The organism is Ideonella sp. (assembly GCF_041918995.1).
Classification (GTDB): Bacteria; Pseudomonadota; Gammaproteobacteria; order Burkholderiales; family Burkholderiaceae_C; genus Ideonella.
Map to the genome: position 1 here is coordinate 64,008 of NZ_JAYRUN010000017.1, position 14,980 is coordinate 78,987.

The following is a 14,980-nucleotide window of genomic DNA, read 5'->3' on the forward strand; positions in this document are numbered from 1 at the left end:
CCCCCGGGGCAACCGGGGCAGTGTGTAGGCCGAGGCCTCAGCGGGTGCCGCTGCGGGCCGGGCGCGTCAATACCGTGGGAAAGCTCACGGGAAGCGTCTGCGGGAAGTCGCGGCTGAAGTGCAGCCCGCGGCTCTCGTGCCGCACGAGGGCCGATCTCACGATCAGTTCCGCGCACTCCACCAGGTTGCGCAGCTCCAGCAGGTCGCGCGTGACACGGAAGTTGGCGTAGTACTCGTCGATCTCGCCGCGCAGCAGCTCGATGCGGTGCAGCGCGCGCTCCAGGCGCCGGGTCGTGCGGACGATGCCGACGTAGTTCCACATCAGCAGGCGGAGTTCGTCCCAGTTGTGGGAGATGACCACCTGCTCGTCGGCGCTCTCCACCAGGCTCTCGTCCCAGGGGGGCAGCCCCGGGCGTTCGGGCGAGGGGGTGTCCAGGATCGACGCCGCGCAGGTGCGGCCGATCACCACGCATTCCAGCAGCGAGTTGCTCGCCAGCCGGTTGGCCCCGTGCAGCCCCGTGTAGGTGGCCTCGCCCACGGCGTACAGGCCGGGCAGGTCGGCCCGGCCAGCCAGGTCGGTGACGACGCCGCCACAGGTGTAGTGCGCCGCCGGCACCACGGGGATGGGCTGGCGGGCGATGTCGATGCCGAGCTGCAGGCAGCGCGCATGGATGGTGGGGAAGTGCTCCTTGAGGAAGGCCTCGCCCAGGTGCGTGGCGTCCAGCCACACATGGTCCACGCCGTGCTTCTTCATCTCGAAGTCGATGGCGCGGGCGACGATGTCGCGCGGGGCCAGCTCGGCGCGCGGGTCGTGTGCCGGCATGAAGCGGGGGCCCCAGGGCTCCTCGGCCGTGGCTTCCCGGCCGGCACTGCCGTTGGCCGGCAGGCGCAGCACCGCGCCCTCGCCGCGCAGGGCTTCGGTGATGAGGAAGCTGCGCTCCTGCGGGTGGTACAGGCACGTGGGGTGGAACTGGATGAACTCCATGTTCGCCACCCGGCAGCCGGCCCGCCACGCCATGGCGATGCCGTCGCCCGTCGCGGTGTCGGGGTTGGTGGTGTAGCGGTAGGTCTTGCCCACGCCGCCCGTGGCCAGCACCACGGCGCGCGCCGGCAGCGTCTCCACGCGCTGCGCATCGATGTCCAGCGCATACACGCCGTGGCAGGCGGGCGGCGCGTCGGGCCGCCTGAGATGGCGCTCGGTGATCAGGTCCACCGCCATCCAGCGCGCCTTCAGCGTCACCAGCGGATGGGCGTGCGCCCGTGCGAGCAGCGCGTCGTGGATGGCACGGCCGGTGGCATCGGCCGCATGGGCGATGCGCCGCACGGCATGGCCCCCCTCGCGCGTGAGGTGCAGGCCGAGAGGTCCCTGCGGGTCGGGCGAGAAAGGCACGCCCTGCGCCACCAGCCACTCGATGGCCTCGGGGCTGTGCTCGGCGATGAACCGGGCGGTGTGCTCGTCGACCAGCCCGGCGCCGGCATCCTGGGTGTCACGCACATGGGATTCGACGCTGTCGTCGGACCCGAGCACGCCCACGATGCCGCCCTGCGCCCACGCGGTGGCGCCCTCGCCCAGGCTGCGCTTGGCCAGCACGATCACCGGCTGGCCCTGGGCCGCCAGGTGCAGCGCCACGGTCAGGCCGGCCAGGCCGGCGCCGATCACCACCACCGGCGCCGCGGTGGCGCCGATCACCACCACCGGCGCCACGGTGGCGCTCGTCTGCTCTTGCATCGGGTCCCCGGCCAAGTCGCGCGGCCGTTCCAGTCACGAAACGGTCATTCTAGGCCGGGGCCCCGGGCCGACGCTGGCCCGACGGGTCAGTGCACCACGCGCTCGAAGGCGAAGCGGCCGTCCTCCACGCGCACCGGGATCACGTCCTTCGGGCCGAACTTGCCCTCCAGGATGAGCCGGGCCACCGGGTTCTCGATCTGGTGCTGGATGGCGCGCTTGAGCGGCCGCGCGCCGAACACCGGGTCGAAGCCCACCTTGGCGATCTCGGCCAGCGCCTCGGGCGAGACGTCCAGCTTCATCTCCATGCGCGCCAGCCGGGCCTCCAGGTTCTTCAGCTGGATGCGGGCGATCGACTCGATGTGGGCCTGGTCGAGGGCGTGGAACACCACCGTCTCGTCGATCCGGTTGAGGAACTCCGGACGGAAGTGCTGCTTGACCTCCACCCACACCGCGTCGCGGATGGCCTCGCTCGGCTGCCCCGCCATCTGCATGATGAGGTGGGAGCCCAGGTTGCTGGTCATCACGATGACCGTGTTCTTGAAGTCGATGGTGCGGCCCTGGCCGTCGGTCAGGCGGCCGTCGTCCAGCACCTGCAGCAGCACGTTGAACACGTCCGGGTGCGCCTTCTCCACCTCGTCGAGCAGGATCACGCTGTAGGGCTTGCGGCGCACCGCCTCGGTCAGCGCCCCACCCTCCTCGTAGCCCACGTAGCCGGGCGGCGCGCCGATCAGCCGGCTCACGGAGTGCTTCTCCATGAACTCGCTCATGTCGACGCGGATCATGTGCTCCTCGCTGTCGAACAGGAAGCCCGCCAGCGCCTTGCACAGCTCGGTCTTGCCCACCCCGGTGGGGCCCAGGAAGAGGAAGGAGCCCAGCGGACGGTTCGGGTCGGACAGGCCGGCGCGCGAACGCCGGATGGCATCGGCCACGGCGACGATCGCCTCGTCCTGGCCCACCACGCGCTCGTGCAGCTTGCGCTCCATCTGCAGCAGCTTGTCGCGCTCGCCCTGCATGAGCTTGCTCACCGGGATGCCGGTGGCGCGCGAGACCACCTCGGCGATCTCCTCGGCGCCCACCATCGTGCGCAGCAGCTGCGGCGCGCCCTCGCCGCCCTTCTTGCCGGCCTCCTTGGCCTGCGCGTCCTTCAGGCGCTTCTCCAGATCGGGCAGCTTGCCGTACTGCAGCTCGGCCACGCGGTTGAAGTCGCCCTTGCGCTTGAGGTCCTCGATCTGGGTGCGGATGCGGTCGATCTCCTCCTTCACCTGGGCCGAGCCCTGGGCCTGCGCCTTCTCGGCCTTCCAGATCTCCTCCAGGTCGGCGTACTCGCGCTGCAGCTTGGTGATCTCTTCCTCGATCAGGCCGAGGCGGCGCTGGGAGCCCTCGTCGTGCTCCTTCTTCATGGCCTCGCGCTCGATCTTCAGCTGGATGAGCCGGCGGTCCAGCCGGTCCATGGCCTCTGGCTTGGAATCGATCTCGATCTTGATCTTGGCCGCCGCCTCGTCGATGAGGTCGATGGCCTTGTCCGGCAGGAAGCGGTCGGTGATGTAGCGGTGGCTCAGCTCGGCCGCGGCGACGATGGCCGGGTCGGTGATCTCCACGCCGTGGTGCACCTCGTACTTCTCCTGCAGCCCGCGCAGGATGGCGATGGTGGCCTCCACGCTGGGCTCGTCCACCAGCACCTTCTGGAAGCGGCGCTCGAGCGCGGCGTCCTTCTCGACGTACTTGCGGTACTCGTCGAGCGTGGTGGCGCCGATGCAGTGCAGTTCACCGCGCGCCAGCGCCGGCTTGAGCATGTTGCCGGCGTCGATGGCGCCCTCGGCCTTGCCGGCGCCCACCATGGTGTGCAGCTCGTCGATGAACAGGATGATGCGGCCCTCGTCGGCCGCCACTTCCTTGAGCACTGCCTTGAGCCGCTCCTCGAACTCGCCGCGGTACTTGGCACCCGCGAGCAGGCCGGCCATGTCCAGCACCAGCACGCGCTTGTTTTTCAGCGAATCGGGCACCTCGCCGGCGATGATGCGCTGCGCCAGGCCCTCGACGATGGCGGTCTTGCCCACGCCCGGCTCGCCGATGAGCACCGGGTTGTTCTTGCTGCGGCGCTGCAGCACCTGGATGGCGCGGCGGATCTCGTCGTCACGCCCGATCACCGGATCAAGCTTGCCCTGGCGGGCGCGCTCGGTCAGGTCGAGCGTGTACTTCTTGAGCGCCTCGCGCTGGCCCTCGGCATCGGCCGAGTCCACCGGCTGGTTGCCGCGCACGGCGGTGATGGCCGCCTCCAGCGACTTGCGCGTGAGGCCGTGCCCGCGCACCACCCCGCCGATGTCGCTCTTGGCGTCGGCCAGGGCCAGCAGGAACATCTCGCTGGCCACGAACTGGTCGCCGCGCTTGGTGGCCTCCTTGTCGGCCGCCTGCAGCAGCTGCATCAGGTCGCGCCCGGGCTGCACCGGCCCGCCGCCTTCCACGCTGGGCAGGCCGCCGATGGCAGTGTCCATGGCCGTCTTCAGCGCGGCCGTGTTGGCGCCCGCCCGGTCCAGCAGCGCCTTGGGGCCGTCGGGCTGGGCCAGCATGGCGGCCAGCACGTGGGCCGGCTCGATGTAGGGGTTGTCGCGCGAAACGGCCAGGCTCTGGGCATCGGCCAGGGCCTGCATGAACGCGGTGGTGAGCTTGTCCTGACGCATGGCAGTATCCTCCGATGCCGCCACACATGCGGGCGGACTCCGCGGTTTCAAGCCGCCGTCCGGCGCGCCCGGCGACGCGCCCATCCGCGGGGAGGTTCCCGCCTTCCCTGCCCCTGCCCCTGCCCTTAAATTACCCGGTGCCACGATGCCCCAGCCCGCCCCTGCCGACCCTCTGCTGGCCATGACCCGCCGTCTCGAGATGGAAGGCCGCCACGCGGAAGCGGCCGGGGTGTACGGGCAGTTGCTGTCGCGGCACCCCGACTGGCTGGACGGCTGGTACAACCTGGGCCAAGCGTTGTGGCGTGCCCGTCGCTTCGAGGAGGCGATGGCCGCGTACCAGCGGGCGCTCGATGGCGGAATTGCCCGCCCCGAGGAAGTGCACCTCAACCGCAGTGTGCTGCTTGCCCGGCACCTGGCGCGGCCAGACGACGCGCGGCACGAGCTGCAACAGGCGCTGCGGCACCACCCGGGGTACACCCCGGCCTGGCTGAATTTGGGCAATCTGTACGAGCAGACCGGCGACAGGGAGCAGGCCGCGCTCGCCTACGAGCGCACGCTCGAGCTCTCGCCCGGCCACGCGCTGGCCTTGTCGCGCCTGGCGGGCCTGCAGCGCTGCGAGAGCGCGCACGCGCCCATTGTCGGGCGGCTGCGCCAGGCACTGGACAACCGCTCCCGCCACCCCGCCGAGCGCGCCGATCTGGGCTTCGCGCTGGGCAAGGCGCTGGACGACGCCGGCGCCTACGACGAGGCGTTTGCCGCCTACACCACCGCCAACCAGGACTGCCGACTCGCCAGTGGCGTCGCGCCGTACGACGCCGCCGCCTGCGAGGCCCATGTGCGTCGGCTTGTCGACACCTTCCGGGCGGCGCCTGCCGGCGCAGCAGACGGTTCGGCCTCTCCCATCTTCATCTGCGGCCTGTTCCGCTCGGGGTCGACCCTGATCGAGCGGGTGCTTGCGGCGCATCCGCGCGTCACTGCCGGCGGCGAGCTGGATCTGGTGCCCGCTCTGGCGGCGGCCCACCTGCCTGCCGGCGCCGCCTGGCCGGTGCTCGACGACGCGGCCGGCCTGGCACGCCTGGCCCGGGGCTACCAGGCGGCTGTTGGGCAGCGCTTCCCCGGTGCGGACGTGCTGACCGACAAGCGCCCGGACAACTTCCTCCATGTGGGCCTGATCAAGGCGATGTTTCCCCGGGCCCGGATCGTGCTGACCCAGCGCCACCCGCTGGACAACGGCCTGTCCATGTACTTTCTGCACCTGGGGCGCACGATGCCCTACGCGACCGACCTCGCCCACCTGGGGCATTGGATCTCGCAGCACGACCGCCTGTGTGCGCATTGGCGGGAGCTGTATGGCGACGACGTGCTGACCCTGGACTACGACCGTTTCGTGCGCAACCCGGAGACGGAGGCACGCCGCCTGCTGGCCTTCTGCGGCCTGGCCTGGGACCCGGCTGTGCTGGATTTCCACCAACTCGGGGGCCCCGTCCAGACGGCCAGCTTGTGGCAGGTGCGCCAGCCGCTGTACCAGCACGCGTCCGGCCGCTGGCGTCACTATGCCCGCCACCTGGCACCGCTGGAGCGGGCGCTGGCCATGGGGCGCGCCCGCACGGGCTGACAGCCGGCCGCGGCGCGCCGCGTCGCCACGCGCCCTCAGGTCTCGATGTCCTCGTCGCCTTCCGCCTCGTCATAGAGGCAGCCGCGGCCGAGCTGGTCCAGGCACAGCTCAGCCGTCCAGGGCAGCATCAGCGAGCCGCAGCGCGCATCGCGGAAGTGCCGCTCCAGTGGCAGCGAGCGCATCATGGAGGCACCTCCGCAGGTGCGGATGGCCAGCGTGCAGATGGCCGCCGCCGTCTCCATCACGGTGTAGTGGGCGGCCTGCAGGCGTTGCAGCGCGGCGGCGTCGGGGTCCGGCCGGGCATGCAGGGCGCTGTCCAGGAACATGGCGCGCGCCTGCTCCAGCTGGATGCACATCTGGGCGACAGCCAGCTGCTTGGTGGGGTACATGCGCCGCGTCACCGGCGGCATGCCGGGCAGTTCGCCGCGCAGGTACTGGACCGTGAAGTCGTACGCCGCCTGGGCGATGCCCATGTACGGCGCAGCGAGCGTGCCGTACAGATGGGGGTGCCGCTGCGCGGCCTCGTGGTAGCGGCCCTCGGGCAGCAGGCGGGCGCTGTCGCGCACGAAGACATCGTGCAGCACCAGGTCCCGCGACACCGTGGCGCGCATGCCCAGCGGGTCCCAGGCGCCGGTCACGCTCACACCGGGCGCATCGGCAGGCACCGCCAGGAACAACGCATCGCGCGGGGATGCGCCCGGGATGTCGAGCGTGCACAGCACGGCGTAGTGGTCCGCCACCCCCGCCAGGGTGGCGAAGACCTTGCGGCCGGTGACGAGGTAGCCGCCTTCCACCCGCCGCGCCACGGTGCCCCAGGGGGCCTTGCCGGCCGACGCCGCGCCGCCCTCGGAGAAAGGCTGCGCGTAGAGCTTGCCCTGGCGCACCACCCGCTCATGGTGCAGGGCCTGGCGGGCCCGCTGGTCGGCACGTTCGCGGTCGGACAACGCCAGCGCGTCCGCCACCGGGCCCAGCCAGAGGGTGGCGCAGGCATGCATGTTGAACGACAGGGCCGTGGCGCCGCAGTGGCGGCCCAGTTCGGCCGCCACCAGCATCAGCTCGGCATAACCGCCGCCCAGCCCGCCGCGCTCGGCCGGCACGCACAGGCCCAGCAGGCCGCTGTCGCGCAGGTCGCGCAGGTTGTCCAGCGGGAAGCTGGCCTCGCGGTCATGCAGCGCGGCACGGGCGGCGAAACGGGAGCGGCCCAAGTCGGCGGCCAGGGCGACCAGGGCCCGCTGGCGCTCGCTGAGGCGGCCGGCATCGCCGGCGATGTGGGCAAGGGGTCGGGGCGCAACAGCCATGGACAAGCTCCCGAGCGATGGGGGTCAGAGGGCAGGCGTCAGAGCATTTCGCCCAGCAGGTGGTAGTGGCCACCCTGGAACACAAGTGGCGGCAGGGCAGCCTCGTGCAGCCGCTCCACGCGCCCGACGAACAGCACATGGTCGCCCAGCGTCTCCTGCTGGTGCAGGGTGCATTCGAACACCGCGGCGCAGCCCGCGAGCACCGGCGCACCGCCGACGCCGTCGGCCCAGAGGCCCTCGGCGAAACGGTCGGGCACCGGGCTGGCGAAGCGGCGCGACAGGCCCACCTGACCTTCGGCGAGCACATTGATGGCGAAGTGGCCCGCCGCCTGGAAGGCCGCGACGGCCGGGCTGGCCCGCCGCAGCGACCACAGCACCAGGGGCGGGTCCAGCGACAGCGCGTTGAACGAATTCGCGGTGAGCCCCACCCGCACGCCATCGGTGCCGCGGCAGGTCGCGATCGTGACCCCGGTGGTGAATCGGCCCAGCGCGCAGCGCAAGGCCTGGGTGTCGAATGGCGGCATGACAGGCGCGATGGTAGGGGCAAACGCGCCGGCGTGACGGCGCAGGGCTGTGCGGGCGCCGGCCGGGCGCCTTCAGGCGAGCAGCGCCCGGGCTGCGGCGAAGCCGCCGGCCGCGCCGGCCAGGCCCAGGCCCACGTGGGCCAGGCTGTGCAGGGCCGCGCCGGTCCAGTCGCCGCGCAGGCACATCGCCAGGGACTCGGCGGAGAAGGTGGAGAAGGTGGTCAGCCCGCCCAGGCCGCCCGTCACCACCAGCAGGCGCAGGGTGTCGGCGGGGTGCCGGTCGAACCACACCAGGCTGGCACCGACCAGCACGCCGCCCAGTGCATTGACGAGCAGGGTGCCCGGGGGCAGCGACTGCGACAGCGGGTTCAGCCAGGCGCCGATGCGCCAGCGCAGCAGCGCGCCCGCCGCGCCACCCACGGCCACCGCCAGGGCCTGGATCCCGCCGCTGCCCACCGGCGCTCAGCCCGCATTGGGGGCGAAATCGCCCCAGCGCGCCAGCGCTTCGTCATCGCTCACGCGCGCGTTCACCCAGCGGGCGCCCTCCGGCGTCGTCTCCTTCTTCCAGAAGGGCGCCTGGGTCTTGAGGTAATCCATCAGGAACTCGCAGGCCTGGAAGGCCTGGCCACGGTGCAGGGAGGTGACGGCCACCAGCACGATCTGGTCGCCCAGCGCCAGCGGCCCCACGCGGTGGATCACCCGGGCGGCACGGATGTCGAAGCGCACCATGGCGGCGTCGATCATCTCTTCGATGGCGCGCTCGGTCATGCCGGGGTAGTGCTCCAGCTCCATGGCCTGGATGCTGCCGGCCGCCTGGCCGGCGGTGCGGTCGCGCACGGTGCCCACGAAGCAGGCGACCGCACCGACGGAGAGGTCGCCCGCGCGCAGGGCGGCGATCTCCGCGCCGGCGTCGAAGTCGGCCATCTGGATGGACACCCGGGGAGCGTGGCCCATGGCTCAGCCTCCGGTGACCGGGGGAAAGAACGCCAGCTCGTCGCCGTCAGCCAACTCGGTGGCCTCGTCGCAAAGCACCTGGTTGCGGGCGGCGCGCAGCGCCCGACCGGGCGCCAGGGCCGCGTCGAAGGGCGCCCCCCGCGCGACCAGGGCGGCACGCGCATCGGCCACGCGGCTGCCCACCGGCAGCTGCAGCCGGCCCTCGGCGCCCAGGGCCTCGCGCAAGGAAGCGAAGAATCGAAGTCGGATGGTGAGCATGGCGATACGGGCGGTCAGGTGCGCCTCAAGGGGACCTCGGGCGCCGCTCAGGTGCCGACCAGGCCGGCCAACGGCAGGAACCGCACCGTGTCGCCGGCCCGGATCGCCTGGCCCGGCGGGTTGTCCACCAGCCCGTCGGCCCACACGGCCGAGGTGAGCACGCCCGAGCTCTGGTTGGGGAACAGCGCGAGCCGCCCGTCCGGCCCCAGGCGCACGCGCAGGAACTCCCGGCGCTTGTCCGGCCGGGGCCAATCGAAGCCGGCCCGCATCGGCCAGGCAGGGGGCAGGCCGGCGGACATGCCCTGGAGCACGCGCAGCACCGGCGCCACGGCGATCAGGAAGGTCACGAAGCTGGACACGGGGTTGCCCGGCAGGCCCATGAACAGGGCGTCGCCCCCCTCAGCCCGCCGCACGCTGCCGAAGGCCAGCGGCTTGCCCGGCTTGATGGCCAGCTGCCACAGGTCCAGCCGGCCCTCGGCCTGCACGGCCGGCTTGAGGTGATCCTCCTCGCCCACCGACACGCCGCCGGAGGTGAGGATGAGGTCGTTGCCGGCGGCGGCGCGGCGCAGCGCGTCGCGCGTGGCGTCGAGGCGGTCGGGCACGATGCCGAGGTCGTCCACCTCACAGCCGGCGGCCTCCAGCAGCCCGCGCAGCGTGAAGCGGTTGGAGTTGTAGATGGCGCCCGGCGGCAGCGCTTCACCGGGCATCACCAGCTCGTCGCCGGTGGAGAACAGCGCCACGCGCGGCCGGCGGACGACCCGGAGCCGGGCGGCCCCCACGGAGGCCGCCAGCCCCATGGCCTGGGGCGTCAGGCGGGTGCCGGCCGGCAGCACCGTCGCGCCGGCCGACACGTCCTCCCCCCGGCGGCGGATCCACTGGCCCGGGCTCACCTCGCCCTGCACATGCACCTCGGACGGCTCGCCGGGGATCAGCTCGCACTGCTCCTGCATCACCACGGTGTCCGCGCCGGGCGGGATGGGGGCCCCGGTGAAGATGCGCGCCGCGGTGCCGGGCACCAGGGCATGGCCCACGCCACCCGCGGCGATGCGCTGGCCCAATGCCAGGGGCCGGCCGGCAGCCAGGTCGGCATGGCGCAGGGCGTAGCCGTCCATGGAGCTGTTGTCCGCCGGCGGCACGTCCACCGCCGACACCACGGGCTCGGCCAGCACGCGGCCCAGGGCCTGCGCGGTGGGCAGCAGCTCGGTGGCGGCGATGCGGTGCGCGGCGGCGCCCTGCGCCAGCTGCGCCAGGGCGTCGTCCAGCGGCAACAGCGCGGGCCGCGCGGGCCGGTCGGGCGGTGGCAGGCTCATGGGCGGTGGCTCCCGGCGGTCAAGCGGCAGGTCAGTCGGTGGTGTGCTGCTCGATGTAGGCCTTGATGGCCTGCACGTCGGGCTTCATCACCACCACGCGCCGTGGCAGGGCCTCGATGCCCTGCAGCGCCGACGGGCGCTCCGGCTCACGCCCCAGGGCCTCGCGGATCGTTTCGGCGAACTTCACCGGCAACGCGGTCTCCAGCACCACCATGGGGACGCCGGGCTCACGGCGTTCGGCCGCCACCTTGACGCCATCGGCGGTGTGGGTGTCGATCATCGTGCCGTGGCGTTCCCAGGTGGCCCGGATGGTGGCCAGGCGGTCGGCATGGGTGCTGCGGCCGGACTGGAAGCCGAATCCGGCGATGCGGGCGAACTCGTCCGGCTGCAGGCTGAAGCGCCCTTCGCGCTCCACCTGCGTGGCGAACAGCGCCCGCGTGCGCGCCCCGTCGCGCCCCAGCAGGTCGAACACGAAGCGCTCGAAGTTCGAGGCCTTCGAGATGTCCATCGAGGGGCTGGACGTCTCGTGGGTCTCGGCACCCTGTCGCACGCGGTAGGTGCCGGTGCGGAAGAACTCGTCGAGCACGTCGTTCTCGTTCGTCGCCACCACCAGGTGCCGGATGGGCAGGCCCATCATGCGCGCCACGTGGCCCGCGCACACGTTGCCGAAGTTGCCCGAGGGCACGGTGAAGCTGGCCGGCTCGTCGTTGGACCGAGTGACCTGGAAGTAGCCGGCGAAGTAGTACACCACCTGGGCCAGCAGGCGCGCCCAGTTGATCGAGTTCACCGTGCCGATGCGGTGGGCGCGCTTGAAGGCCAGGTCGTTGGACACCGCCTTGACGATGTCCTGCGCATCGTCGAACACGCCTTCGATGGCGATGTTGTGGATGTTGGCGTCGGGCAGGCTGTACATCTGCGCCTGCTGGAACGGGCTCATGCGGCCGTGCGGGCTCAGCATGAACACCCGCACGCCACGTTTGCCGCGCATGGCGTACTCGGCGGCACTGCCGGTGTCGCCGGAGGTGGCCCCCAGGATGTTCAGCTGCTCGCCGCGCCGCCCGAGCTCGTACTCGAACAGCTGGCCCAGCAGCTGCATCGCCATGTCCTTGAAGGCCAGCGTGGGCCCGTTCGACAGCGCCTCGATGTGCAGGCCGGTGTCGCCCAGCGGCCGCACCGGCACGATGGCCGCGCTGCCGAAGACCTCGGCGGTGTACGTGCGACGCATCAGCGCGCGCAGGTCGTCGGCCGGAATGTCGTCGATGTAGAGCGAGAGGATCTCGAACGCCAGGTCGGCGTACGGCAGGCCGCGCCAGCGCGCCAGCGTGGCGGCATCCACTTGCGGGTAGCGCTCGGGCAGGTACAGCCCGCCATCGGGCGCCAGGCCCTCCAGCAGGATCTCGCAGAATCGCTTGGGCGCGGACGTGTCGCCGCGGGTGCTGATGTAGCGCATCGCCATGCGGCCGGCGGTCAGGCCAGCTCTTCCTTGCGCAGGGACACGATCGGTGCGAGCACGGTCGGCAACGCCTGCATGCGGGCCAGCGCCTCCCGCATCCGGCCTTCCACCGTGTCGTGCGTCAGGATGATCAGGTCGGTCGACTTCTCGCCCTCGTTGGACTCGCGCTGCAGCACCGCGTCGATGGAGATGGCGTGCTCGGCCAGGATGGTGGTGATCTTGGACAGCACGCCCGCCTCGTCGGCCACGCGCAGGCGCAGGTAGAACGAGGTGACCACCTGCGCGATGGGCAGGATGGGCGTATCGACCATGGCGTCCGGCTGGAAGGCCAGGTGCGGCACGCGCTGCTCCGGGTCGGCGGTGTGCAGGCGGGTGATGTCGACCAGGTCGGCCACCACGGCCGAGGCCGTGGGCTCGGAACCGGCGCCCTTGCCGTAGTACAGCGTGGTGCCCACGGCGTCGCCCTGCACCACCACGGCGTTCATGGCGCCTTCGACGTTGGCGATCAGGCGCTTGGCCGGCACCAGCGTGGGATGCACCCGCAGCTCGATGCCCTGCTCGCGCCGGCGGGTGATGCCCAGCAGCTTGATGCGGTAGCCCAGCTGTTCGGCATAGCGGATGTCGGTGGCCGCCAGCTGGGTGATGCCCTCCACGTGCGCCTTGTCGAACTGCACCGGCACGCCGAACGCGATCGCGCTCATGATGGTGGCCTTGTGGGCGGCGTCCACGCCTTCGATGTCGAAGGTGGGGTCGGCCTCGGCATAGCCCAGGCGCTGGGCTTCCTTCAGCACGGTGGCGAAGTCCAGCCCCTTGTCGCGCATCTCGCTGAGGATGAAGTTCGTGGTGCCGTTGATGATCCCGGCGATCCACTCGATGCGGTTGGCCGTCAGGCCCTCGCGCAGCGCCTTGATGATGGGGATGCCCCCGGCGACCGCGGCCTCGAAGGCCACCATCACGCCCTTCTCGCGGGCGGCGGCGAAGATCTCGTTGCCATGCACCGCCAGCAGGGCCTTGTTGGCCGTGACCACGTGCTTGCCGGCGGCGATCGCCTCCAGCACCAGCGCCTTGGCCACCCCGTAGCCGCCGATGAGCTCGACCACGATGTCGATGGCCGGGTTGGCGATGATGGCGCGGGCGTCGGCCACCACCTCGACGCCGTCGCCCACGATGCTGCGGGCGCGGGCCACGTCGAGATCGGCCACCATGGCGATCTCGATGCCGCGGCCGGCGCGGCGCTGGATCTCATGCTGGTTGCGCTGCAGCACCTTGTAGGTGCCGGAGCCGACAGTGCCGATGCCGAGCAGGCCGACCTGGATGGGTTTCATGCGGAAATCCGTGGAGCGCGAAAAGGAAGGAGGCCCGCGTTCACGCCGTGTGGCGCTTGCGGTACTGGTCGAGGAAGCGGGCGATGCGCCCGATGGCCTCGGTGAGGTCGTCGGTGTTGGGCAGGAACACCAGCCGGAAGTGATCGGGCGTCGGCCAGTTGAAGCCGGTTCCCTGCACGATCAGCACCTTTTCCTCGGCCAGCAGTTCGTAGGCGAACTGCTGGTCGTCCTCGATCGGGTAGACCTTCGGGTCCAGGCGGGGGAACATGTACAGCGCCGCGGTCGGCTTGACGACCGAGACGCCGGGAATCTGGGTGAGCAGCGAGTGCGCCAGGTCACGCTGGCGCGCCAGGCGCCCGCCCGGGGCCACCAGGTCGTCGATGCTCTGGTAGCCGCCGAGCGCGGTCTGGATGGCCAGCTGGCCGGGCGTATTGGCGCACAGCCGCATCGAGGCCAGCATGTTCAGGCCCTCGATGTAGTCCTTCGCACGCTTCTTGTTGCCCGACACCACCATCCAGCCGGCCCGGTAGCCGCAGGACCGGTAGTTCTTGGACAGGCCGTTGAAGGTCAGGAACAGCACGTCGTCGGCCAGTGAGGCGATGCTCGTGTGCTGCGCGCCGTCGAACAGCGTCTTGTCGTAGATCTCGTCGGCGAACACGACGAGCTGGTGCTGGCGCGCCACCTCGACGATCTGCTGCAGCACCTCCACCGGGTACAGCGCCCCGGTGGGGTTGTTCGGGTTGATGATCACGATGGCCTTGGTGCAGGGCGTCACCTTGGCCTTCATGTCGTCGATGTCGGGCATCCAGCCCGAGCCCTCGTCGCAGCGGTAGTGCACCGGCGTGCCGCTGGACAGGGCCACGACCGCGGTGTAGAGCGGGTAGTCGGGCGAGGGAATGAGCACCTCGTCGCCCGCGTCCAGCAGCGCGTTCATGCTCATGGCGATGAGCTCGGACGCACCGTTGCCCAGGTACACGTCGTCCACCGTGACGCCGGCGATGTGCTTCTGCTGGCAGTAGTGCACCACCGCCTTGCGGGGGGCGAACAGCCCCTTGGAATCGGTGTAGCCCGCCGCCACCTGGCTGGGCAGGTTGCGGATCATGTCCTGGATGATCTCGTCGGGCGGCAGCAGGCCGAACGCGGCGACGTTGCCGATGTTCAGCTTGATGATCTTGTGGCCCTCTTCCTCCATCTGCCGGGCCTTGTCCAGCACCGGCCCGCGGATGTCGTAGCCGACGTTGGCGAGCTTGCTGGACTTGGCGATCGGCTTCACGGGGACCTCCTGGCGCGGGCCGGGGGCGCGTGCCCGATCGACCACGACAGCGCTGATGTTGCGCTGCAAAACGTAGAATTTAAACACAGGAGGCCCCGTGAAATTCCAACCCGATCAGCTGGACGGCGTGAACGCCGTCTCGCGGCTCGACACCGGCCGCATCTGGGTGCATGCACAGCCGTTCTCCCACAGTGTCCTCGTACCCTGGCGCGGCGCGGTGCAGCCATGGCCCGCGCAGCGCCCGGAGGACCTGGACGCGGCGTGTTTCGACCTGGCGGCGCAGTGGCAACCCGAGGTGGTGATCTTCGGCAGCGGCCCCGCGCACCGCTTCGTCTCCCCCGCGCTCTACCGGGGTCTCATCGCGCAGCGCATCGGCGTGGAGACCATGGACACCGCGGCGGCCTGCCGCACCTACAACGTGCTGGTCAACGAGGGCCGCAAGGTGGTGGGCGCGTTCATCGTCGCACCGGCACCCTCCGCGGGCTGACGGGCGCCCGGCCGGCTCGGGTGCCCCACCCGCATGAACCTATAATTGCGGGCTGAGCCTCGACGGGGCGCCCGCA

13 protein-coding genes are annotated in these 14,980 nt (G+C 71.3%); 2 read left to right on the top strand and 11 right to left on the bottom strand.

What is annotated here, in order from left to right; translation table 11 throughout:
- Nucleotides 1-37 precede the first annotated feature (37 nt).
- Nucleotides 38-1,729, bottom strand: coding sequence for an L-aspartate oxidase (gene nadB / locus ACE3UN_RS15445; protein ID WP_374675867.1), 1,692 nt, complete (start codon nucleotides 1,727-1,729; stop codon nucleotides 38-40).
- Between the two features lie 86 nt (nucleotides 1,730-1,815).
- Nucleotides 1,816-4,407, bottom strand: coding sequence for an ATP-dependent chaperone ClpB (clpB, locus tag ACE3UN_RS15450; protein WP_374675868.1), 2,592 nt, complete (start codon nucleotides 4,405-4,407; stop codon nucleotides 1,816-1,818).
- Between the two features lie 181 nt (nucleotides 4,408-4,588).
- Between clpB and ACE3UN_RS15455 the strand changes: the two genes are divergently transcribed.
- Nucleotides 4,589-6,022: a sulfotransferase gene (locus tag ACE3UN_RS15455; protein ID WP_374675869.1), complete on the top strand. Its 1,434-nt coding sequence runs from the start codon at nucleotides 4,589-4,591 to the stop codon at nucleotides 6,020-6,022.
- A gap of 35 nt (nucleotides 6,023-6,057) precedes the next feature.
- Here ACE3UN_RS15455 and ACE3UN_RS15460 read toward each other — a convergent pair whose 3' ends face one another.
- The 9 genes from ACE3UN_RS15460 to ACE3UN_RS15500 form a co-directional block, all read right to left on the bottom strand.
- Nucleotides 6,058-7,320, bottom strand: a complete 1,263-nt coding sequence (locus ACE3UN_RS15460) for an acyl-CoA dehydrogenase family protein (RefSeq protein ID WP_374675870.1) — start codon at nucleotides 7,318-7,320, stop codon at nucleotides 6,058-6,060.
- Between the two features lie 38 nt (nucleotides 7,321-7,358).
- Nucleotides 7,359-7,844 (bottom strand): flavin reductase family protein, encoded by a 486-nt coding sequence (locus tag ACE3UN_RS15465; RefSeq protein WP_374675871.1) that lies wholly within the window; start codon nucleotides 7,842-7,844, stop codon nucleotides 7,359-7,361.
- 72 nt (nucleotides 7,845-7,916) lie between these two features.
- Nucleotides 7,917-8,300 (bottom strand): CrcB family protein, encoded by a 384-nt coding sequence (locus ACE3UN_RS15470; protein ID WP_374675872.1) that lies wholly within the window; start codon nucleotides 8,298-8,300, stop codon nucleotides 7,917-7,919.
- Between the two features lie 6 nt (nucleotides 8,301-8,306).
- Nucleotides 8,307-8,798 carry a molybdenum cofactor biosynthesis protein MoaE gene (locus ACE3UN_RS15475; RefSeq protein WP_374675873.1) on the bottom strand — a complete coding sequence of 164 codons (492 nt, stop codon included), beginning with the start codon at nucleotides 8,796-8,798 and terminating at the stop codon, nucleotides 8,307-8,309.
- 3 nt (nucleotides 8,799-8,801) lie between these two features.
- Nucleotides 8,802-9,056: a MoaD/ThiS family protein gene (locus tag ACE3UN_RS15480; RefSeq protein WP_374675874.1), complete on the bottom strand. Its 255-nt coding sequence runs from the start codon at nucleotides 9,054-9,056 to the stop codon at nucleotides 8,802-8,804.
- A 47-nt stretch (nucleotides 9,057-9,103) separates the two neighbouring features.
- Nucleotides 9,104-10,360 (bottom strand): gephyrin-like molybdotransferase Glp, encoded by a 1,257-nt coding sequence (gene glp / locus ACE3UN_RS15485; RefSeq protein ID WP_374675897.1) that lies wholly within the window; start codon nucleotides 10,358-10,360, stop codon nucleotides 9,104-9,106.
- Nucleotides 10,361-10,397: 37 nt separating this feature from the next.
- Nucleotides 10,398-11,816, bottom strand: coding sequence for a threonine synthase (gene thrC, locus ACE3UN_RS15490; RefSeq protein WP_374675898.1), 1,419 nt, complete (start codon nucleotides 11,814-11,816; stop codon nucleotides 10,398-10,400).
- 17 nt (nucleotides 11,817-11,833) lie between these two features.
- Nucleotides 11,834-13,144 (bottom strand): homoserine dehydrogenase, encoded by a 1,311-nt coding sequence (locus tag ACE3UN_RS15495; protein ID WP_374675875.1) that lies wholly within the window; start codon nucleotides 13,142-13,144, stop codon nucleotides 11,834-11,836.
- A gap of 40 nt (nucleotides 13,145-13,184) precedes the next feature.
- A complete protein-coding gene (locus ACE3UN_RS15500) occupies nucleotides 13,185-14,417 on the bottom strand; it encodes a pyridoxal phosphate-dependent aminotransferase (RefSeq protein WP_374675876.1) in 1,233 nt (410 codons plus the stop codon).
- 97 nt (nucleotides 14,418-14,514) lie between these two features.
- On the opposite strand from ACE3UN_RS15500, the gene ACE3UN_RS15505 reads away from it, so the two are divergent.
- Nucleotides 14,515-14,904, top strand: coding sequence for an Mth938-like domain-containing protein (locus ACE3UN_RS15505; RefSeq protein ID WP_374675877.1), 390 nt, complete (start codon nucleotides 14,515-14,517; stop codon nucleotides 14,902-14,904).
- Nucleotides 14,905-14,980 lie beyond the last annotated feature (76 nt).